This is a genomic window from Mucilaginibacter sp. SMC90 (assembly GCF_022811725.1).
Lineage (GTDB): Bacteria > Bacteroidota > Bacteroidia > Sphingobacteriales > Sphingobacteriaceae > Mucilaginibacter.
The window spans coordinates 2,609,377-2,629,990 of the sequence record NZ_CP094527.1 but is presented as its reverse complement, the minus strand read 5'-3'; the positions used below and the strand labels follow the sequence as shown (position 1 = coordinate 2,629,990).

The following is a 20,614-nucleotide window of genomic DNA, read 5'->3' as shown; positions in this document are numbered from 1 at the left end:
TTTAAATCTTATGATCCAGATTAACAACAGGGCCATGCGCATATTACCTTATTCGGTTGTGTGGTTTGCCGCTAAACCTAATTTATGGGGCTGCCTCTTAAAATATTATAAACAGAGCAAAAGCAGCGAAGCAGTTCCTGGATACCGCAAAGAAGATTTTTTCACCAAAGTAATTGATATTGAAGCACCGGTACCTGCCATTGAAGCCAATTTTGATAAAAACACATCATATGAAATACGCAGGGCAATTAAAGATGGGGTATCAACTGTAATGGGCACCGGTATTAAACCATTCATTGACTTTTACAACGCATTTGCAATTACTAAAGGCCTTAAAAAACTTAATAAAGAATTTTATAAATACAAGCCGCACCTGTTTATCACCAAAGCAATATATCAGAACCAGGACGTTGTTATGCATGCTTATATCAGGGATAATACGTCGCAAAGGGTAAGGCTTTTACATTCGGCATCCTTGTTCAGAAATGAAAATGATAGCCAGTTAAGAGCTGTTACAGGCAGGGCAAACCGTTTGCTGCATTTTGAAGATATCTGTTTTTTTAAACAACTGGGCTTCAAAGTTTATGATCTGGGGGGCTATGCTTACAACACTTCAGATACTGAGCTTTTAAAAATAAACAAGTTCAAAGATAGCTTTGGAGGCAGCTTGCTGCAGGAAACCGACTATATACCGATATCGCTAACATTGCTGTCATTTCTCAAAAAAGTATTCCGACTATGAAGCATCTTCTCTCTGCAATTAATTCAATTGTTAATAAACTATTCTGTTACGATAAATGGAATATAGGTTACATATCGCAATCTCCGGAAAACCTTATCCTTACCAAACGCCTTAACGGGAAAATCAACTGGTTATCAGAAGACAAAGCAGATTACGCTGCCGACCCGTTTACCGCCAATATCAATGGTCGTGTACATCTTTATTATGAAGAGCTTAATTTTTGGAAAGGCAAAGGAGAAATCATGATGACAGATAACTTGCATTTTAAAAACAAAAAAAAAGTAAACGGCATCATGAAAGATGATATCCACCTCTCCTATCCTTACATGTTCACTGATAGCGACCAGTTGTATTGCATCCCGGAAACTGCATCAGCCAAACAAGTCGCACTTTATCAAATAGATATGAAAAACCCATATAAATTTGAAAAGATCAGGGTACTGTTAGAAGGTCAGTCATTTGTTGATAGTTCAATCATACAGTACAACAACAAATACTGGCTTTTTACAAGTGTATCAGGTCAACAAGGCGTACTGTACTTATTTTATGCCGATAAACTTGACTCGCCATTCAAGGCACATAAACAAAACCCTATAAGGGTAGCATCAAACGTAAGCCGGTCGGCAGGCCGGTTATTCATAGTTGGGCAAAAGCTTTATATGCCAAGCCAAAACCCTAAAAAGTGCTACGGCGGCTCGGTAATGATCAATGAAATAACCACAATAACCGAAACAGATTTTCAATACCATACTGCTTTTGAATTACTTCCGCAGGCACCTTATAACGAAGGCCTGCACACCATAAACTTCGATAACGGTTTATTGGTTTTGGATGGGAAGCGCAAAGTATTTAGTGCCATGGGGCCTTTTAAAAAAGTATTCAGGAAGCTAAAAAACCTTAACAAGCCTAATTAAATGCAGCAAGATACAAAACCGAACTTACTTTTTGTTTCGATTACCGATCAGGCAAACGGGGCCGAAAATATACTATTGCAAGCTGCCCGCGCAAGTAACGCCAACCTGCTTTTTTTAAAAAAAGTTGATAATGGCGGCTTAAATGTACCGGGCGATCTGCAGGCTGAATATGTAAGTACCGGAAGCGTACTAAGCGGTTTTTTAAGATTAATAAAAAACTTAAGGCCTTATCGCGCAGATTATATCATTTTCAGCACCCACCCTTATTTAAATGCTTATCTCGGTTTTTTAAAGCGGATAGGATATTTAAAATCAAAACTTATTGTAAGGGAATGCTCATCTGTTTTAACAAGGTATAAAGGATTAAAGAGATGGAGTTATAAGGTGGCATACCTGTTTGGTTACCCAGGCGTAAACCTTGTTGTTTGCCAAACCGGCAGTATGCGTGATTCCTTTCTACAACACCTGCCGTACATTGATAAGCAAAAAGTTATCATTCAGAAAAACCCGATTGATATTGAAGAAAACCTAATAAAAGGCAAAGCAGCTTTGCCTGCAGCAGATATAAATACTGAATTTATTTGTGCAGCCGGACGCTTAATACCCGAAAAAGGCTTCGATATACTAATTACTGCATTCAATGAAATTAAAGCCGAACGCCCCAATCTTCACTTATTCATTTTGGGCGAAGGCCCGGAGCAAGCTTCGCTTGAAAAATTGATTACCGAATTAAAATTGACAGACAGGGTGATATTAAAAGGTTGGACTGCTAACCCGATGCCTTATTTTAAACACGCAAAAGCATGTGTTGTATCATCAATAAAAGAAGGGTTCCCGAACGTATTACTACAAATGATGATTCTGAACCCGATTGTGATCAGTACCAATTGTGCAGGAGGGATTGATGAGATCCCCGGAATTTACCTTGCCGAAGCCGATAATATAAACTCTTTAACAACAGCCATAAACCTTGCCCTCAGTACAAAAAGAAATCATAAAGACCTCGTAATGCAATATGTACAAGACCGTACCCCCGAAATATTCATCAAATCGATACTGAATGCTCTGGTATAAACTGCCCCCAACTTATACATAGTAGCGCAACAACTTTAACTAACTAAAATAAAATTTTATGAAAACAATTATCAAATCCATCCGAAATGTTGTGTTGCCTATACTAACAACTGCAGCCATGGTGTCTGTATTTAGCAGCTGTAAAAAAGCCGAGCAGCCAACCCCCATTGTAAACAACAATACCAATGTTGCGCCACAAGATGAGGCTATCAAATCAATAAATTTGATAGGATTGAGAACCGATAGCGGTTTCTGTTACAAAATTGGTTACGATTTGACTGAAATCGGGGATTCAAATACTTCGCCGACAGTATCAAAACTCAGGCTATTTGAAAACGGTGTTGAACTGGGGCCGGCCCACTCTATTCACCATGACATTCGCGCTTTTGGGCTTGGGCAATTTAGCCATTGGGGCAACACACTGTATTTCTCAACGTCAGATAATAGTGATCCACTAACTAACGGCAGAAAATACACTTATACCATGAAGTAAAAATTTATCTGATCACGCTCAAACTCTCGCAATTTGGTATAATCTTACTCAGATAAATCTTAATACATCTACCTATCCTTTTTCAGTTTTTATTCTGATTCTTTTTCATGCAGGCATCTACCTTAAACCTGCTTAGGCGTTCGCGCCACCAATTAACCAGTTAATCAAACGCCTTCTCAAAGGCTTCATTTAAACCTAATTTCACTCATTTATGAAAATTTTAATCACCGGCACAGCGGGGTTTATCGGCTATCATTTAGCCCAAAAATTATTAAAACGAGGCGACACCGTTGTAGGTATCGATAACATCAATGATTATTATGATGTAAGGCTAAAATATGCCAGGTTACAGAACACCGGTATCGAAATATCAGAAATTGATTACAACAAACCGGTTGTCAGCACCAGTTATCCAAATTATACATTTATAAAACTGGATATAACAGATAAAGAAAACCTCGAACAACAATTTAAGGAGCATAAGTTTGATGCTGTTTGCAACCTGGCTGCCCAGGCCGGTGTACGCTATAGCCTCACCCACCCAGAGGTTTATATCGACTCAAACATCAAAGGCTTTTTGAACATACTGGAGTGCTGCAGGCATTTTAGCATCGATCACCTTGTTTATGCAAGCTCATCAAGCGTTTATGGCTTAAATAAAAAAATGCCATTTAGCGAACACGAAATTGCCGATCATCCGGTTTCGTTATACGCAGCATCAAAAAAAGCTAACGAAATGATGGCCCATACCTACAGCCATTTATTTAACCTGCGCACTACTGGCTTACGCTTTTTTACCGTTTATGGACCTTGGGGCCGCCCCGATATGGCTTTATTTATTTTTACAAAAGCAATTTTGGAAGGTAAACCTATCCAGGTATTCAACAATGGTAATATGCTGCGCGATTTTACCTACGTGGACGATATTGTTAACGGCATTACCCATACTATTGACAAACCGGCAGAACGCAACTATCTGTGGAACTCCAAAAATCCTGACCCGGCTACTTCATCTGCACCATTCAGGCTATTTAACATTGGCAGGGGCGCTCCTGTAAACCTGCTTGATTTTGTTACCGAAATTGAGAAACAGGTAAATAAAACGGCTATTAAAACATTAATGCCAATGCAGGATGGTGACGTTGCAGAAACCTGCGCCGATGTTTCAAATTTAGATGAGATGCTGGGCTACCAACCTCAGGTTTCTGTTCCTACGGGTGTTGAGCGATTTATTGAATGGTACAAAATGTACTTTAACGTTGCGCCAACCGCACCTGAGCCTGTTCTTGTTCACTAATACCCCTATATACCTGCGCATTACTTTGGGGCATTGATACTTCCAGTTAAAATCCTTATTCACTTACTAACCCATTGCTTATTATACCGTTATGACAAGCAAGAAAGTGCTGATTGCCTGCGATTCGGCAAAATCGCTTATTGATTTCAGGGGCAAATTAGTTGAACTGATGCGGAAAGAACATACAGTGTATGTTTTTACCCCGGCAATACCGCCCGAGCAGCGTGCAAAACTTGCGTTGTTAAACATTGTTGTATTTGAAAACGATCTAAATGGCAGTAACGTTTCTGTTTTATCTGATCTGAAATATGCTTTATCATTGTACAGGCTCATTAAGCAGTTAAAGCCCGATGTTTTTTTTCCTTACACACTCAAACCGGTAATATACGGAACAATTGCGGCCAAGTTAAACGGCGTAAAAACGATAACCCCTATGCTCTCGGGGCTTGGTTACAACTTTGTAACAGGTAATACATCTTTAACAAGTAAAATTACCCGTATGCTCCTTAAGTTCAGCCTCCGAAACAAATCGGGGTTATCTGTTATATTTCAAAATAAAGATGATGTTCAAACACTCCTTGATTCTAAAATAATATCTGCAAAACATAAAACAGCAGTTGTTAACGGTTCGGGAGTTGATTTAAGCCATTATACGCCAACCCTGCCTGATATTGATAATGTAAGCTTTATTATGGTATCGAGGCTTATCAACGCCAAGGGGATCCGCGAGTATTTTGAAGCTGCGCAAATTGTGTTCTTAAAACACCCGCAGGTAACTTTTAAGCTCATAGGATCTTACGATGATAATGTTGACGCCATTCATCCCGACTTATTTTCGGAAATAAAGCACAGGAGTGTGATCAATTACCTGGGGGCCGTTGACGATGTAAGGCCATATATCAGTGGTTCATCGGTTGTTGTATTACCTTCATATTACAGGGAGGGAATTCCACGGTGTTTACTTGAAGCCATGGCCATGGGCCGCGCAATTATCACCTGCGATTCTATCGGCTGCCGGGAAACTGTTGAAACAACGCCTAATGCCAATGGATTTTTGATACCCGTAAAAAACGCAGCCGAGCTTGTGGATAAAATGGAATACTTCATAACCAATAACCAGGCTATCAGCCGTTTCGGCCTTAACGGGTTGGCGTTGGCGAAGGAAAAATTTGATGTACACAAAGTAAACGCCAGAATGATGCAGATAATGGAGCTGAATTGATTACCGGAAAACCAATAATACAACATGAGAAATAAACTTAATTACGGAGACAGGCATTTTGAAGATTTCCGCGTTGCCATGCGTGATTACGGATGGGTTATTTTTGAGAACGCCTTAGACAGCGATTTTGTAGCAACTATCAATGATGACTTAAAGGAAGGTTATGTTAAACGACGAGCCATACAGGAAAAAAATGGCATAAGTGCAAACATGGCCGGTACGCTTCATCACCTCGTTGAAAAAGACAATTTCAGCCTGCCGTTTATCCAAAAAATGTATTGTGCCGATGAGATAGCTTATTTTTTGAGTGGGAACTACATACTGAATGGCCTTAATGCTGTGATACACACGCAACAGCAACATCCTTATTTAAGTAACATGCATCGTGATGTGCGCACTTTTATGGGCGATACCAAATTATTGGTGCAAATGATAGTCACGCTCGATGATTTTACCGAGGAAAATGGTGCTACCTATTTTTTATCGGGCTCCCACAAAACGGATATCAAACCCAACGAATCCTATTTTTATGAAACTGCCGACAGGGCTGTAACTCCGAAAGGAAGTATTATTCTTTTCGACTCGAATATATGGCACGCTGCCGGCGAGAACAAAACAATAAAACCCCGACGGGCATTAACGCTGGGATTCACCCGCCCCTTTATTAAACCACAGATGGACTATCCCAGGGTATTAGGATACGATTTTATTGATAAGCTTAGTGCTGATCAGCGGCAGGTATTGGGTTATAATGCGCGTATCCCTGAAAGCCTGGATGAATATTATCAGCCCATTCATTTAAGAATGTATAAAAGCGACCAGGGATAACAACTTTATTTTTCACTCTCAATTTCAAGTCATGCAAAAAAATAAAGCCGCTGTAAAACCCATAGGTGGGTATTTAGAGCTGGAACTGCCCAAAGGAAACGAATATTACCCCGACCTGGTTCACTTAAACACGGGGCGTAACGCGTTAGAATACATACTTTTACAAAAAAAATACAAAAAAATCCACATCCCCTATTTTACCTGCGATGTGTTGCTTGAACCAATTACAAAAACAGGAACTCAATATCAGTTTTACCATGTTGACCGCCAGTTAGATCCCATTATCGATTTTGAGATCGAGCCGGATGCCTGCTTTTTATACACCAACTATTTCGGTATAAAACAAGCAAAAATATTAGAGCTTAGCGGTAAAATCAAAAATCTGGTAATTGATAATTCGCAAGCTTTTTTTTCAGAACCGCTTCCAGGCATTGATACATTTTACTCTTGCCGTAAGTTTTTTGGTGTCCCGGATGGCGCATATTTAAGTATTAAAAGAAAGCTTGTAAAAAAACTACCGGTAGATAACTCAGTACACCGGTTTTCGCACCTGATTAAAAGTATAGAATCAGGCATTGAATCCGGATACTCAGATTACATGACCAATAATAAAGATCTTGAAAATAACGAGATCCGGTCGATGTCATTGCTGACCCGTAAACTACTTTCAAGCATTAATTATAATGAATGTGTATTTGTACGCCAACGAAATTTCAATTTTTTGCACAAGCACCTTGCCGAATATAACCTGCTAAAGCTTGAAGCCACAGATGAACATACTGTTCCGATGGTTTATCCTTTTTTAACTAATGACAGACACCTCAAGGTTCACTTGATACAGAAAAAAATATATGTTGCAACCTATTGGCCAAACGTATTTAAATGGACCAAAAAAAACACCGACGAAAATTACCTGGCCCAGTGCCTGGTTCCGTTACCAATAGACCAACGTTACGACCTTCAGGATATGTTCAATATGTTAAATACGCTAAGACTTTTTTTATGACCATTTCAGTTTACATACGCCCCCTTGTAATAGAAGATGCGTCCACATCTTACGCATGGCGCAATGACCCCCTTATATGGGTATATACCGACTATAAACCTACCCATTACATCAGTTCAGATATTGAAACGGCCTGGCTACGCGAAAAACTTGCAAAGCCCGACCAACTCAGATTTGCCATTTGCGTTAAAGAACTTAACACATATATAGGAAATATTCAGTTACTGGATATTACTGATCGCGATGCCGAACTGCACCTGTTTATCGGTAACAAACTTTACTGGGGTAAAGGAATTGGGTACCAGGCAACAGTGCAAATGATACGCCACGGCTTTTTGATTAAAGACCTGGATGAAATTTATTTAAAAGTACACCCGGCAAACATCTCAGCTATTACCGTTTACGAAAAGGCTGGATTTGAAATTACAGGCAAAAAAAACGACCGCATCTTGATGACCATTACAAAAAGTAAATTTGTTTGTATTGAAAAGCAAGAGGCATAATCCATCTACACCCTAAATTTCATTCAATGATTAAGATCTTTACGCTCCTCAATAAAGAGGAATGGATTTCTTACGTAGGTAATTCGGCCGAATATGATTTTTATCACACGTGGCATTACCACTCGCTTGAAACAGCCGGCAATCCTGTTCTGTTCGTATATGAGGAGTTAGGTACCTACATTGGCTTCCCTTTACTGCAGCGAAAAATACCTGGATCTGATTATAGTGACCTGACCTGTGTTTACGGTTTTTCGGGCCCTTTTTCAAACGAAAGGATTGATGAGATAGATGAAGGTGTGATGGAAAACTTCAAAGTTGCCTTCAGTAATTTCCTGGTAGATGAAAAGTACGTATCTGTTTTCGTTAGGTTACACCCTTTTTATAAACAGCAAAAACTGCTGGAAAAATTTGGGGGTATTCATGAAAACGGAAAAACCGTGGTGCTTGATCTTTCACTTACTATTGACGAGCAGCGTAAAAAATACAGGCAATCAACCATGGATGCTGTTAAGCATGCCTGGAAAAAAGGGTTCAGAGTAGAAGACGAAACCAACCCGGCCGGCATAAAAACCTTCGTTGAGATTTACACAGAAAATATGAAGCGTGTAGGTGCCAGCAATTACTATTTATTTAACGAAAAATACTTTTCCGAAATATTAAACACTTCCGAATATGAAGCTCGTTTATTAACTGTTTACTACAAGGATATTGCCATTTCAAGCACCATAATAACATTTACCAACGGCATTATTCAGGCCCATTTGGTAGGTACCCGCGCAGAGTTCCTGCATCATAGCCCAACCAAATTCCTGGCCGATTCAATAACCCAGATAGGACGGGAAAAAGGCATGAAATATTACAACCTGGGAGGTGGTCTCGGCTTTAAAAACGACAAACTCTTTGATTGGAAATGTGCATTCTCCGATCTCCATTTTGATTTTCAGACATGGAGGTACATAGCCAACCCCGAGGTATACCAAAGGCTTTTACAGGATAAAGGCATTGAAGAAAATACAGAGGTGGATTTCTTCCCCTTATACAGATACGCTTAAGATAATAACCTAAATACACCAGTTATGATATACCTGAAAAATTTGTTGTTCCAGGATAAATTCCATTCAAGATGGCTGATCCTGGTAATTGACCTGATGGTAGTTTTGTTATCGTTGTGGACATCACTATATTTTAAAAACCGGCTTCAGTTTGATCCCATCAGTGTTTATTACATGTTATTTTACTGCGCTAATGCGGTGTTGATTTTCATGATCATGAAAATTCACACTTGTATTATCAGATATTCCAATACAAGGGATATGATGCGCATTTTAATAACTGTATTGGCAAGCAACGTTACGTTTTTGCTTTTTTATTATATGTTTTTTGCATTCAATCTAAAAATAGATGTTAAAGGGCTGGTGGATGTGTTGCTGATTAACTTCTTTATTACTTCATCTATGCTAATGTGCATGCGCATTATCATCAAAGATGTTTTTAAATATATTGAGGCAACAACTTATAAAGTTGAAATGGAAAATGTATTAATATACGGATCCAATGAACCTTCTATCCTCATTAAAAATGCGCTTGAAGCACAAAAAGGTTTTATGCTCAATGTTCAGGGGTTTATTGATACCGGGGTTGACAGAATATCAAAATGCATTGAGCAAAAGCAGGTTTACCCTATCAAATCAATTGATGCATTGAAAAAACGCTACGATATAAAGTCAATGCTGATAACATCTGAAGATATAAAAATCGACGGAAAGAGAAAAGCTGTTGAAAAATGTATCGAGCTTGGCATAAAGGTGATTGTTGTACCCTCATCAGACCAATGGATAAATGGCAAACCAAATTTAAATCAGTTTAAAGACTTAAAAATAGAAGACCTGCTTGAGCGAAAGCCCATAAAAATTTCTAACGAACATATCCTGGATGAAATTAAGGGTAAAAGGATTTTGATTACAGGAGCCGCAGGCTCAATAGGGTCAGAACTGGTTAGACAAGTATTAATGTACAGCCCCGAGTTTGTGGTATTATGTGACAGGGCCGAAACCCCGCTGCACGATATTCAAATGGAAATTGAAGATGGGCTGTACGGCAACCGTACCCGGGTATTTATTGCCGATATCCAAAATTCAGGACGTATAAAAACATTGTTTAACTTGTATAAGCCTCAAATAGTTTTTCATGCGGCTGCTTATAAACACGTACCCATGATGGAAAATAACCCAACCGAGGCTATTTTAACCAACGTATGGGGCACAAAAAACCTGGCTGATATCTCAATTGAATTTAATGTTGAAAAATTTGTAATGATATCAACAGATAAAGCAGTACGCCCAACAAACATCATGGGAGCATCAAAACGTATTGCCGAAATGTATATTCAATCGTTAAACAACCTGCTGTTTGAAGAACATTTTTTCAATTCTGATCCGTCAAAAGGCAGTCAAACACGGTTTATCACAACCCGATTTGGCAACGTTCTGGGGTCAAACGGCTCAGTGATCCCCCGTTTTAAAGCTCAAATTGAAAAAGGCGGCCCTGTCACCGTTACCCATCCTGATATTACCAGGTATTTTATGACAATCCCCGAAGCAGTACAACTGGTACTTGAAGCGGAGGTGATGGGCAAAGGCGGCGAAATATTTTTATTTGATATGGGCGAACCTGTAAAAATTGCCGATCTGGCGGCCAATATGATCAAAATGGCCGGCCTTGTTCCGGGAAAAGATATACAAATTGTTTATACAGGCCTGCGTCCCGGCGAAAAGCTTTACGAAGAGTTGCTGAACGCCGAAGAGGAAGTTATACCAACTTATAATAAAGACATCAAAATTTCAAAAAACATCCCTGTTAGCTACTCAAAGATCAACAATTTAATAAAGGACCTTTTAGAGCTTAATTTGCATAATGAAGTTGATTTGATGGTATCAAAAATGAAAACCATACTGCCCGACTACATTAGTAACAATTCGCAATATGAAAAACTCGACATCAAATTGATAGACAAACAATTGGCAAACTAATTTTTTTTGTAATTTTTATATGAGCTATCTTATATGTTATCAATAATAATTTGCAGATTTAAGCAAATTATAACCTAAAAACTCATCTCCCCCTACGATGGGTAACGCCGATAAATAATTTTTTTAAGAGGAGATCCGATGTCCTTTAACCTGAATTCTGATTTTTTTGAAATAGCGTTCAATGTCACGGAGCACACGGAGGCTATGCTTGCATATTGGGATAAAAACCTCATTTGCAGGTATGCTAATAAAGCTACGGCCGATTGGTTTGGAATAACGCCAGACCAAATGATCAATAAATCTCATCTTTCGGATATTTTAGGAACCTTGTTTGATGTACAGCTTCCATACATTAATGGCGCACTGACCGGTAAGATACAAGTGTTTGACCAGGTAATCCACTTGTATTCGGGCAAGGCAAAAAACGTGCGCGTTACTTACCATCCCGATTACATTAACAGTGATATAAAAGGGTTTTACGCACATATGGCGGACATAAGTCCGCTGAACTCAAAAGTAATTGATGACGCACCACGAATTGAAGAACTGCCTGAATTTTTAACGCAAAATGACCTATTACTTGAAAATGTTGCTAAAACGCTGAATGAAAACCTGTTTATCGGATTTCCAAGCATTGCTGCCCTTTCAAAAAAACACTTTGTATCCGAATCAAAATTAAAAAGGGATTTTAAGCAAAATTTCGGAAGAACAATTTTTTCATATTACCGATACCTGCAAATGGAAATAGCCGACAGGTATATCCGGGAAAAGCGCTGCAATAAAAACCAAATGGCAGTAATGCTCAATTTTTCCAATCCATCCAACTTTTCGGCATGCTACCATAAATATTTAGAAGAAAAATCAGCTGTTAAAGAAACAGAGCAGACTCAAAAAGAAAATGTAAACCATTACAAAACCCTTATTGAAGAAGCTCCTATTACTATAGCTATGTTTAACACCCAGATGCAGTTTGTTACTGTTTCAAAAAGCTGGGTAACTGAATACAACCTTCACAACACAAATTTTATAGGAAAAAGCGTATACGAAATATTACCATCCACCAAAAAGAAATGCGAAAAGCTGCACCTTCATTGCTTAAAAGGGAATATATATCAATGTGATGGGTTATTGCTTAGAAAAAACAACGGTATACGCTGCTGGTTGAAATGGAATATTTACCCCTGGTTTACGCCATCAGGAGAAATTGGCGGCTTGTGTGTTCACACAGAGGATATGTCCAAAATCAAAGCAATCGAGAAAGAGAACGAGCGTGCGGTTAAACTCCTGAAAAAAGCAGATACTATTTCTAAAGTTGGTACCTGGACACGGGATATGATTACCCATACAACGCAATGGGACAGGATTATACAAAACATACTCGAAGTGCCTGATCATTTTATACCCAACATGAAGGCTATCTGGAAATCTGTTAAAGAGGGCAAAAACCAGGGCATAGTAAAAAAGGCGCTAAAAAACTCTTTGAAACACGGCAATCCCTTTGATATTGAAGTTGAAATGATAACGGCCGCAGGCAATTTAAAACGAATAAGAATAATTGGGTACCCGGAACTTCAAAACAATAAGTGCAAAAAACTATCCGGAATCCTTTTTGATGTTACTCCTGTTTAATCTAAAAAGTCGCTTGCTTTCCGAAATTCTTCCATGTATATGGCCTCCAATCCTAAAACTTACTTACCGGCCTTTAAAAAAAATCAGGGTCAGGGACATCTTACGAATTAAATTACGGGGGTGATGAGCAGTTTTAAATTTATCTTATTTTGAAAAATTTTACACCTAAACAACATACCATTGAAACTAAACTATACTACAAGGGTAAAGGTTGAATAAGTTAACTATCACTCACAAAAAATGAACAAAATGGATGCCTAAAAAATCGCAATATTTTTATTCATTCTAAACAAGCGTCAATCGGCACCCTTTACAGGTATAATTTGGCCTTTTATAGGTTGAAATAACACGGAAGTATGTATAATTTTATTACGTAAACACGAAATTAAAGGTTTCAAAAAAATACATTTTGTTTACAGATATAGAAACGTAGGGTAAGAAATATTAAAATCAATGAACAGCCTAAATCTAAACTCATGACTAAAAAACCTAACAGGATATTTATGGTCTTAAGTATCCCATAAATAACCTGCATTATACTATAACCTAAATTTAATTTATGCTAACCAATTAAAATTGACAACCTAATTTCAATCTAATCTTATGCACAGCAAAGTTTATTACCCTATTAGCTCATATATCAATAATGATCAGAGATCTGTTGGTATTAACGACACACAAGATTTACATTTCGGTAAAATTGTAGAGCGAATTGTTAGACGTGACCATATGGGGATAAGTGAAATCGCCCGGAAGCTAAACGTAAGCCGAAGAACCTTATACAACTGGTTCAATACCAAAAAGCTTAGCTTTGATATCATTTGCCAGATTGGTATAGTCATAGAGCATGATTTTTCAAAAGAATTCCCAAATGAATTTGCATTAAGGTTTAACTCTCCTAACCCTGATAAGGATGTTGAACCCCATGAAGCAAAAGATGCCCCGCTTGATGCCATTTATTATTGGATGGACAAGTACATAAAACTGCTTGAAAAATTCAACGAAGCATTACGTAATGAAAACACATTAAAACCCGAATAATAATTACCTGCCAATCATCAAACTTAAATTTTGATAAAAAACTGTACTCCATTTTAGTACGTCTAATAGGTTAACTGCTTCAAAAAAAGCGGTTGACTTATTATTGTATTTAGTTATACATCTACCTACCTCCCACATCTGCATTTACCGAATTTTCTTAGGTCGAACCGGCTTTAGCCGTTCTTGTAATCATACTTGCCATGCTTTTCAATTCACTTGGGTTCGGAATATTTCTGATAGTAGTTTTTGTGCTTTATTGGTTTGTTTTTAACCGTAAGCTTCAACTGCAAAATTTATTGCTGCTTGCTGCAAGCTACTTCTTTTACGCCTGCTGGGACTGGCGTTTCCTGCTTTTGTTAATATTTTCAACATTATTGGACTATTTTACCGGGCTAAAAATGTATCAGGCAAAAACCCAGGGCTTAAAAACGTTCTGGCTTTGGCTAAGTATATCCATAAACCTTGGTTTTTTAGGTGTTTTTAAATATTACAACTTCTTTGCATCATCGCTGGTTGCTTTAGGGGCAAGTATGGGTATCCATTTAAGCGCATTTACGCTAAATGTTATCCTTCCTGTCGGCATCTCGTTTTATACGTTTCATGGCTTATCTTATGTAATTGATGTTTATAAAAACCGGATCAAGGCCGAGCGGAACTTTACTGATTATTCATTGTTTGTAAGTTTCTTCCCACTTTTGGTTGCAGGGCCTATTGAGCGGGCAACTCACTTGCTGCCGCAGGTAAAAACAACAAGAAAATTTGATTATTATGAAGCAAGTAACGGCTTAAGGCAAATTCTATGGGGTTTGTTTAAAAAAGCTGTCATTGCCGATCAATGTGCCGACTATGCAAATATGATATTTGCAAACAGCGCCCACGCTGCAGGCAGCACCCTGGTTTTGGGTGCCGTATTATTTGCATTCCAGATTTATTGCGATTTTTCAGGATATTCAGACATAGCTTTAGGGGTGGCAAAACTTTTTGGGTTTGAGCTGTTAAGAAATTTCGCGTTCCCCTATTTTTCAAGGGATATGGCTGAGTTTTGGCGCCGGTGGCATATCTCGCTGTCATCATGGTTCAGGGATTATCTTTACATTCCCCTTGGAGGCAGCAAAACAGGTATCTGGCTCAAAATACGCAACACTTTAATAATTTTTTTAGTTAGCGGCTTCTGGCACGGGGCAAACTGGACCTTCATCATCTGGGGATTGTTAAATGCGCTGTTCATACTGCCGTCTATGCTGTTAAAAACAAACCGTAACCATCTCGAAATTGTAGCAAAAGGCAGGGCCTTGCCAACGCCTACCGAATTTATACAGATGGTAGTAACGTTTACTCAGGTAGTTTTTGCATGGATCTTTTTCAGGTCTGATAGTGTTACTCAAGCCTTTAAATACATTGGCCGGATCTTTTCAAGATCCCTTTTCTCAATACCCGAATTAGATGTTAACAGAGCCCAGTTGCTTGAGGTGATGCTACTCATCATCGCCTTTATAATAGTAGAGTGGCAGGGACGGGAAAACCAGTATGCCATAGAAAAACTAATCTGGCTAAGAAAACGAGGATACAGACTGGCATTTTACTATATGCTGGTAATGGTGATCTTTTTATTTATAGGTAAAGAACAGCAGTTCATTTATTTTCAGTTTTAAGCTATGCATCGCTTTTTAATTAAAACCCTATCGTTCACCTTGATAAGCTGCCTGCTTATAGCGGTTGTAGTTTTGGTTCCGGGCCTGGTGATAAACAAGTTTTCAAAATTTCGTATAAACAAGAATAATACTATCGCAATTTTTGGTCATTCACATTCTGAATGTGCTTACAACGATAGCCTTATATCTCAGTCCATTAATTTGTCCCATTCGGCCGAGTCTTATTTTTATACTTTTCAAAAAGTAAAAATGTACTTATCACAAAACCCGCAGATCTCAACCGTGTTAGTTGAATTTTCAAATAACCAGATAGCCACTAAAATGGACGACTGGACATGGGGATATACATACATGTCAAACATGTTTCCACAATATGCATCTTTTATGGACGTATCTGATTGGGAGGTATTGGCCAGGCATAATTCAAAATATTTTATGAATTGTGTAGGTATAGCTGCACGTACTAATTTGGGAAGAACATTTTCATTTAATTATGATTTTACAGGGAAAACCGGAGGCTATCTCAAAATAGATACCGACAAACATATACGGGCAAGTGATGTTGCTAATATGAAGCCCCAAACCATGGCAGGAAAAGACAGCATCTCAACTGTCAACATTCAATACCTCAGAAAAATAGTAGATTATTGTAAAAGTAAGCACAAAAATATTTTCCTCATCAGAAGCCCGCAGCACCCTTTATATGAATACCTGGACAACGAGGCCACGTTTTCATCCGTCCGGAAACAAAATTTCAGTGATGTAGAATTTCTTGATTTCAATAATTTCCCACTAAACCCTGATGAATTTGCTGATTTGGGACATTTGAATTTTAAGGGGGCGTCAAGGTATTCGGCTTACATAAATCAACGCATTTTAAACGGAATGCTTAAAACAGGGAGCACTGCTTCCTTAAATAAAATTGATACTAAATAATAGAAACAATTAAGAGCTATCCTGATTTAATTAACGGCCTGGTACAATATGTATCAGGCTTTTTTGTATCATAACGCCAGGAAATTAACATCTTCAGCTTTATATGGATTAAATAATGCACCGTCCCTGGCCGGCGCATTATTTATTAACTAAAACTGCATTTTTTAATAAAAAAACACATACTAAAGAACTATAGGGAAATATTATTGAAAAGGTTGGAAAAACCTTCTGTAAAGAACGTTGATTGCAATGCAAACCTCCCGGGTTTAAACTAAATAGCCAATGGTATGTAGATGGCAAATTTGATCGACCATTACAGGCATGCCAACTGTTTTAACATGGGCTACCAGCAAATGCCTCTTATAACAAACGAGCGGTTTGTTGAATAGGGAGCAATTAACAAAATCAGTTTTTTCACGGGTAAGATTTACTATTAGACGCACCTGATAACGAAATGTTGCAGTTCCTGATATTTTTTGTTGAGTCAGGGACTAAAGAATCAAAAACCGAAGGCTTTTGATAACACAGAAGACTTATTTATAATACACCCTGGCCGATATTGACATGATTACAGGCATTGCTAACGAACCTGCTGTGCCAGATATTTTAGATGAGCTTTAAATAAAAGCTTCCGGCCAATGATATAATTGTATCAAAAGCTTGAAAGCATTGCAGGCTATTTTTAATGATAGAAGTTGAAATTTAGAGTTTCTTAAGCGGTTACTAAAAAACGATACGATCGCTAAGCACGCGCAATAGCGGTATCTACCGAATCAACAAAATTGACCATTTTACCCTTGTTACTTTCATAAATAAAATCGCGGAAGCTTTTGGATGTGATCTCATTAAAATCGCCTACAATAGCCATCCGCATCCGCCAATTAGAGCATTTTTGCAAAACCTCTCCAGCCAGGCCACTCTTTAATTCAAAAAATGAAGGGATAAGTTGCCCGGCATGTATAATTACCTGGTCAAAGCCTTGATAATACAGATCGACCAATAGCTGTGCCCCATCTTCGGCTGTTGAAATGAGTAAACTGTCTGAAACCAGCTCAGCTATTTGAATACCATTTTTGTTATAAGGTATAATTTGCATATTCAAATTTAGATTTTTCTTCCGGTCGGCAATTTAGTTATAATACCTTCCGTTTTTAAGTTACCAAAAGTAATCAGGCCTTGGTCTTATGTTTTTTGAAGGGTATGGGAGGTTATATCAGGATCATTGCCGATATTGCTTGTGAACAGGCTATGTATGATTATGTAAGCCGGTTTTGACATCATTTTGCTTAATAAAACCAAATGAAACCAATTAAAATCAATCACATTGCGGCACTCGGCCTGTTGTTTCTTACCATATTAAATACAAGGCCTGCTATGGCTCAAATACCAATCCGCGACCCGCACACTGCTGGTTATGTAACAGCTACCGAATTACCGGACGGAACCAATCCTTCACCCAGCCTTGACGGAAATTTTATCATAGGCCCCACACATAGCCCTGTGCCTGAATCAACAATACAGGCAAACGTACCACAAGGCACCATATACCATTTAACTATGGACTCCCGTGACAGTAAAATTTATCCGGGCATTGCGCGGGAACCAAATACGTTTGGCACAGCCGACCCTGCGAACCCTGCCAGGTTAATTGTCACCACAAGCCATCCGGCTCCGTACACCCGCCAGGTGGCTGTATATGTCCCGAAGCAATACGTTCCTGGTACTGCAGCACCGTTCATAGTTGGTGCCGATGGTCCCGACAAATTACTTTTCACCGTATTGGATAACTTAATTGCTGCAGGCAAGGTGCCGGCAATGGTTGCCATATCTATTGGTAACGGTAGTGGCGATGCACAAGGCAGCGAGCGGGGCCTGGAATATGATACCATGAGCGGCTTGTATGCAGAATTTGTTGAAAAGGAAGTATTGCCGTTGGTTGAAGCCAAATGCGGAGTGAAACTAACCAACAACCCCGATAGCCGCGCTACCATGGGCGGCAGTTCGGGCGGATCATGCGCCTTGATTATGGCATGGTACCACCCCGAATTATATCATCGTGTGCTCACTTATTCGGGGACTTACATTAATCAGCAATGGCCATACAATCCAAAAACCCCACAAGGTGCCTGGGGCTTTCATGACAACCTGATTTCAGGAAACCCTCAAAAACCAATACGTATATGGATGGAAGTGGGCGATCAGGACCTTTTTAATCCCAACATAATGCGTGATAATATGCATGATTGGGTAATTGCAAATGAAAATATGGCAAAGGTGCTTGCTGCTAAAAAATATCAGTATCAGTTTGTTTTTGCCCGCAACGCCCGCCACGTTGATTATAAAGTAAAAGAACAAACACTTCCTGAAGCATTAGAGTGGCTTTGGAAAGACTACCAAGCCGCCAATGTTAAGAAATAATATAATGGCTTAGCCCGATGCATTAACTTAAGCTAAAAACAAAAAAAGCCCCTGACTATAGTCAAGGGCTTCTGATTTTCCGGCGTCGGGATGGCAGGATTCGAACCTGCGGCCTCCACATCCCAAATGTGGCGCGATACCGGGCTACGCTACATCCCGTAAATTAACTCAGCCTGCGCTGAGATGGCATTGTTCCCAATCAGAAAAGAAAACCCTCTAAACTTTCAATTTAGAGGGTTTTGATGCTTGGTATCGCTTTTTGTCGGGATGGCAGGATTCGAACCTGCGGCCTCCACATCCCAAATGTGGCGCGATACCGGGCTACGCTACATCCCGTCTCCCTGATTGGGTGTGCAAAAGTAGGATTTTAAATCAAGTTGCAAAATTTTTTTTGAAAGATTTTTCAAGTATTCATATAATCTACTCATTAACAAAATATTGCCTTAAAATAAATTCTTCATGATTTTTCAAAACCTGTTACCACACCTCATTTGCTGTTAAAAACTTAAAAGTGGATTTCGCGTTGTTCTGTTACATTGGTTCAATTTCATGAATTTATATGAACAGCAGCCTTACTGGCTAATGAAAAATGGCATAGTTACATCCTACCCTTCTCTTCAAAAAAATTTGAAGCTGGATGTAGCCGTTATTGGCGGAGGGATTAGCGCAGCTTTAACAGCATGGCACCTTCGCAATGCGGGTTTAAGTATAGCCGTTTTTGACAGGCGTCACGTTGGCATGGGGAGCACTGCAGCCAGCACGGCTTTCTTACAATATGAAATTGATACACCGCTTACATCTTTAACAAATTTAGTTGGCGAAATTAATGCAGTAAAAAGCTATCAGCTTTGCCGCGAGGCCATTTATCATATCGCCGGTCTGTGTAAGTCATTGAAACCAGCTTTTGATTTTAGCCTGAAGCCAAGCCTTCAGCACGCCAGTTTCAAAACACATACAAAAACGCTGAAGCAGGAATATGACCTGCGTAAAAAGCACGGTTTTGAGATACAATGGCTTGAAGCTGATGAAATCGAAAAGAAGTTCGGTTTTGAAGCCTCCGGAGCAATTTTTTCTGCTGATGGCGGTGAGGTTGATGCCTATTTGCTTACCCACGCTTTATTTAAAAGCTTTGGCGAAGCAGGCCATAAGGTTTATAATAACACAGGCATTAAAACCATCGGGCATAGCAAACATGGCATTACGCTTCACACCGATAATGGTTTTGTTATCAATGCAAAAAAATTAGTTATCGCCTGCGGTTACGAAAGCTTAAAATACATACCCAAAAAAGTAGCCGAAATTAATTCAACTTACGCACTGGTTTCAGAGCCCTTACCCGATATACATTTTTGGTATAAGGATAGCCTTATCTGGGAAACGGCCGTCCCTTATATGTACTTCAGGGCTGTAAGTGAAAACAGGATATTGGTAGGCGGCCGGGATGATCCATTTCATCATCCGCACATACTGCCATCCGTTATTAAACGTAAGACTGCAATGTTACAGCACGCATTTCTAAAAAAGATGCCACATATTCCGTTAAAAATTGATTTTAGCTGGGCCGGGGCTTTTGCAAGCACTAAAGATGGCTTGCCTTATATCGGTTGCATCCCCGAAAGACCGGACACCTATTTTGCGCTCGGATTTGGCGGTAACGGTATTACTTTTAGTGTTATTGCGGCCGATATTATCCATGATCTTATCACCGGCAAAAAGAACGATCATGCCCGGTTATTCAGCTTTGACAGGTAAAGTAGTTAAATAACAAACTGATATTATACCTGAGCCGAATAATCAGGAACTAAGTTTTAAACCGCACCAACCTGGCGC

18 protein-coding genes and 2 tRNA genes are annotated in these 20,614 nt (G+C 39.0%); 17 read left to right on the top strand and 3 right to left on the bottom strand.

Annotated elements, in window-relative coordinates; translation table 11 throughout:
* The first annotated feature begins 10 nt into the window (after positions 1-10).
* The 15 genes from MTO98_RS11400 (at position 11) to MTO98_RS11330 (ending at position 16,366) form a co-directional block, all read left to right on the top strand.
* Positions 11-742 carry a hypothetical protein gene (locus tag MTO98_RS11400; RefSeq protein WP_243486774.1) on the top strand — a complete coding sequence of 244 codons (732 nt, stop codon included), beginning with the start codon at positions 11-13 and terminating at the stop codon, positions 740-742.
* Positions 739-1,656: a hypothetical protein gene (locus MTO98_RS11395; RefSeq protein ID WP_243486773.1), complete on the top strand. Its 918-nt coding sequence runs from the start codon at positions 739-741 to the stop codon at positions 1,654-1,656. Before MTO98_RS11400 ends, MTO98_RS11395 begins: the two co-directional genes overlap by 4 nt.
* Positions 1,657-2,730 (top strand): glycosyltransferase, encoded by a 1,074-nt coding sequence (locus tag MTO98_RS11390; protein ID WP_243486772.1) that lies wholly within the window; start codon positions 1,657-1,659, stop codon positions 2,728-2,730. It abuts the gene before it with no gap.
* A 58-nt stretch (positions 2,731-2,788) separates the two neighbouring features.
* The gene (locus MTO98_RS11385; RefSeq protein WP_243486771.1) at positions 2,789-3,223 is read left to right on the top strand and encodes a hypothetical protein; all 435 of its coding nucleotides are present in this window, start codon (positions 2,789-2,791) and stop codon (positions 3,221-3,223) included.
* A 211-nt stretch (positions 3,224-3,434) separates the two neighbouring features.
* A complete protein-coding gene (locus tag MTO98_RS11380; protein WP_243486770.1) occupies positions 3,435-4,520 on the top strand; it encodes an NAD-dependent epimerase in 1,086 nt (361 codons plus the stop codon).
* Between the two features lie 91 nt (positions 4,521-4,611).
* Positions 4,612-5,742, top strand: a complete 1,131-nt coding sequence (locus MTO98_RS11375; RefSeq protein WP_243486769.1) for a glycosyltransferase family 4 protein — start codon at positions 4,612-4,614, stop codon at positions 5,740-5,742.
* A gap of 24 nt (positions 5,743-5,766) precedes the next feature.
* On the top strand, positions 5,767-6,570 hold the full coding sequence (locus tag MTO98_RS11370) for a phytanoyl-CoA dioxygenase family protein (protein WP_243486768.1): 804 nt from the start codon (positions 5,767-5,769) through the stop codon (positions 6,568-6,570).
* A gap of 31 nt (positions 6,571-6,601) precedes the next feature.
* On the top strand, positions 6,602-7,576 hold the full coding sequence (locus tag MTO98_RS11365) for a hypothetical protein (RefSeq protein ID WP_243486767.1): 975 nt from the start codon (positions 6,602-6,604) through the stop codon (positions 7,574-7,576).
* Positions 7,573-8,079 carry a GNAT family N-acetyltransferase gene (locus MTO98_RS11360; protein ID WP_243486766.1) on the top strand — a complete coding sequence of 169 codons (507 nt, stop codon included), beginning with the start codon at positions 7,573-7,575 and terminating at the stop codon, positions 8,077-8,079. Before MTO98_RS11365 ends, MTO98_RS11360 begins: the two co-directional genes overlap by 4 nt.
* A 26-nt stretch (positions 8,080-8,105) precedes the next feature.
* Positions 8,106-9,131: a GNAT family N-acetyltransferase gene (locus tag MTO98_RS11355; RefSeq protein WP_243486765.1), complete on the top strand. Its 1,026-nt coding sequence runs from the start codon at positions 8,106-8,108 to the stop codon at positions 9,129-9,131.
* A gap of 24 nt (positions 9,132-9,155) precedes the next feature.
* Positions 9,156-11,108 (top strand): nucleoside-diphosphate sugar epimerase/dehydratase, encoded by a 1,953-nt coding sequence (locus MTO98_RS11350; protein ID WP_243486764.1) that lies wholly within the window; start codon positions 9,156-9,158, stop codon positions 11,106-11,108.
* Between the two features lie 138 nt (positions 11,109-11,246).
* Positions 11,247-12,737: a PAS domain-containing protein gene (locus MTO98_RS11345; RefSeq protein WP_243486763.1), complete on the top strand. Its 1,491-nt coding sequence runs from the start codon at positions 11,247-11,249 to the stop codon at positions 12,735-12,737.
* A 603-nt stretch (positions 12,738-13,340) separates the two neighbouring features.
* Complete coding sequence (locus MTO98_RS11340) at positions 13,341-13,778, top strand: helix-turn-helix domain-containing protein (protein ID WP_243486762.1); 438 nt, start codon at positions 13,341-13,343, stop codon at positions 13,776-13,778.
* Positions 13,779-13,978: 200 nt separating this feature from the next.
* Positions 13,979-15,430: an MBOAT family protein gene (locus tag MTO98_RS11335; protein ID WP_243486761.1), complete on the top strand. Its 1,452-nt coding sequence runs from the start codon at positions 13,979-13,981 to the stop codon at positions 15,428-15,430.
* A 249-nt stretch (positions 15,431-15,679) separates the two neighbouring features.
* On the top strand, positions 15,680-16,366 hold the full coding sequence (locus MTO98_RS11330) for a hypothetical protein (protein WP_243486760.1): 687 nt from the start codon (positions 15,680-15,682) through the stop codon (positions 16,364-16,366).
* A gap of 742 nt (positions 16,367-17,108) precedes the next feature.
* Here MTO98_RS11330 and MTO98_RS11325 read toward each other — a convergent pair.
* Positions 17,109-17,462 carry a DUF4180 domain-containing protein gene (locus MTO98_RS11325; RefSeq protein ID WP_243486759.1) on the bottom strand — a complete coding sequence of 118 codons (354 nt, stop codon included), beginning with the start codon at positions 17,460-17,462 and terminating at the stop codon, positions 17,109-17,111.
* A gap of 203 nt (positions 17,463-17,665) precedes the next feature.
* On the opposite strand from MTO98_RS11325, the gene MTO98_RS11320 reads away from it, so the two are divergent.
* On the top strand, positions 17,666-18,784 hold the full coding sequence (locus MTO98_RS11320) for an esterase family protein (protein ID WP_243486758.1): 1,119 nt from the start codon (positions 17,666-17,668) through the stop codon (positions 18,782-18,784).
* Between the two features lie 85 nt (positions 18,785-18,869).
* Here the strand turns inward: MTO98_RS11320 and MTO98_RS11315 are convergent.
* Positions 18,870-18,943, bottom strand: a tRNA-Pro gene (locus MTO98_RS11315).
* Positions 18,944-19,046: 103 nt separating this feature from the next.
* Positions 19,047-19,120: transfer RNA gene (locus MTO98_RS11310), tRNA-Pro, on the bottom strand.
* Positions 19,121-19,333: 213 nt separating this feature from the next.
* Between MTO98_RS11310 and MTO98_RS11305 the strand changes: the two genes are divergently transcribed.
* Complete coding sequence (locus tag MTO98_RS11305; RefSeq protein WP_243486757.1) at positions 19,334-20,536, top strand: FAD-binding oxidoreductase; 1,203 nt, start codon at positions 19,334-19,336, stop codon at positions 20,534-20,536.
* Positions 20,537-20,614 lie beyond the last annotated feature (78 nt).

Bases quoted from the DNA above. Each gene is read 5' to 3' on its own strand.
- MTO98_RS11400 (WP_243486774.1), top strand. From the start codon at position 11: ATGATCCAGATTAACAACAGGGCCATGCGCATATTACCTTATTCGGTT.
- MTO98_RS11395 (WP_243486773.1), top strand. From the start codon at position 739: ATGAAGCATCTTCTCTCTGCAATTAATTCAATTGTTAATAAACTATTC.
- MTO98_RS11390 (WP_243486772.1), top strand. From the start codon at position 1,657: ATGCAGCAAGATACAAAACCGAACTTACTTTTTGTTTCGATTACCGAT.
- MTO98_RS11385 (WP_243486771.1), top strand. From the start codon at position 2,789: ATGAAAACAATTATCAAATCCATCCGAAATGTTGTGTTGCCTATACTA.
- MTO98_RS11380 (WP_243486770.1), top strand. From the start codon at position 3,435: ATGAAAATTTTAATCACCGGCACAGCGGGGTTTATCGGCTATCATTTA.
- MTO98_RS11375 (WP_243486769.1), top strand. From the start codon at position 4,612: ATGACAAGCAAGAAAGTGCTGATTGCCTGCGATTCGGCAAAATCGCTT.
- MTO98_RS11370 (WP_243486768.1), top strand. From the start codon at position 5,767: ATGAGAAATAAACTTAATTACGGAGACAGGCATTTTGAAGATTTCCGC.
- MTO98_RS11365 (WP_243486767.1), top strand. From the start codon at position 6,602: ATGCAAAAAAATAAAGCCGCTGTAAAACCCATAGGTGGGTATTTAGAG.
- MTO98_RS11360 (WP_243486766.1), top strand. From the start codon at position 7,573: ATGACCATTTCAGTTTACATACGCCCCCTTGTAATAGAAGATGCGTCC.
- MTO98_RS11355 (WP_243486765.1), top strand. From the start codon at position 8,106: ATGATTAAGATCTTTACGCTCCTCAATAAAGAGGAATGGATTTCTTAC.
- MTO98_RS11350 (WP_243486764.1), top strand. From the start codon at position 9,156: ATGATATACCTGAAAAATTTGTTGTTCCAGGATAAATTCCATTCAAGA.
- MTO98_RS11345 (WP_243486763.1), top strand. From the start codon at position 11,247: ATGTCCTTTAACCTGAATTCTGATTTTTTTGAAATAGCGTTCAATGTC.
- MTO98_RS11340 (WP_243486762.1), top strand. From the start codon at position 13,341: ATGCACAGCAAAGTTTATTACCCTATTAGCTCATATATCAATAATGAT.
- MTO98_RS11335 (WP_243486761.1), top strand. From the start codon at position 13,979: ATGCTTTTCAATTCACTTGGGTTCGGAATATTTCTGATAGTAGTTTTT.
- MTO98_RS11330 (WP_243486760.1), top strand. From the start codon at position 15,680: ATGTACTTATCACAAAACCCGCAGATCTCAACCGTGTTAGTTGAATTT.
- MTO98_RS11325 (WP_243486759.1), bottom strand. From the start codon at position 17,462: ATGCAAATTATACCTTATAACAAAAATGGTATTCAAATAGCTGAGCTG.
- MTO98_RS11320 (WP_243486758.1), top strand. From the start codon at position 17,666: ATGAAACCAATTAAAATCAATCACATTGCGGCACTCGGCCTGTTGTTT.
- MTO98_RS11305 (WP_243486757.1), top strand. From the start codon at position 19,334: ATGAATTTATATGAACAGCAGCCTTACTGGCTAATGAAAAATGGCATA.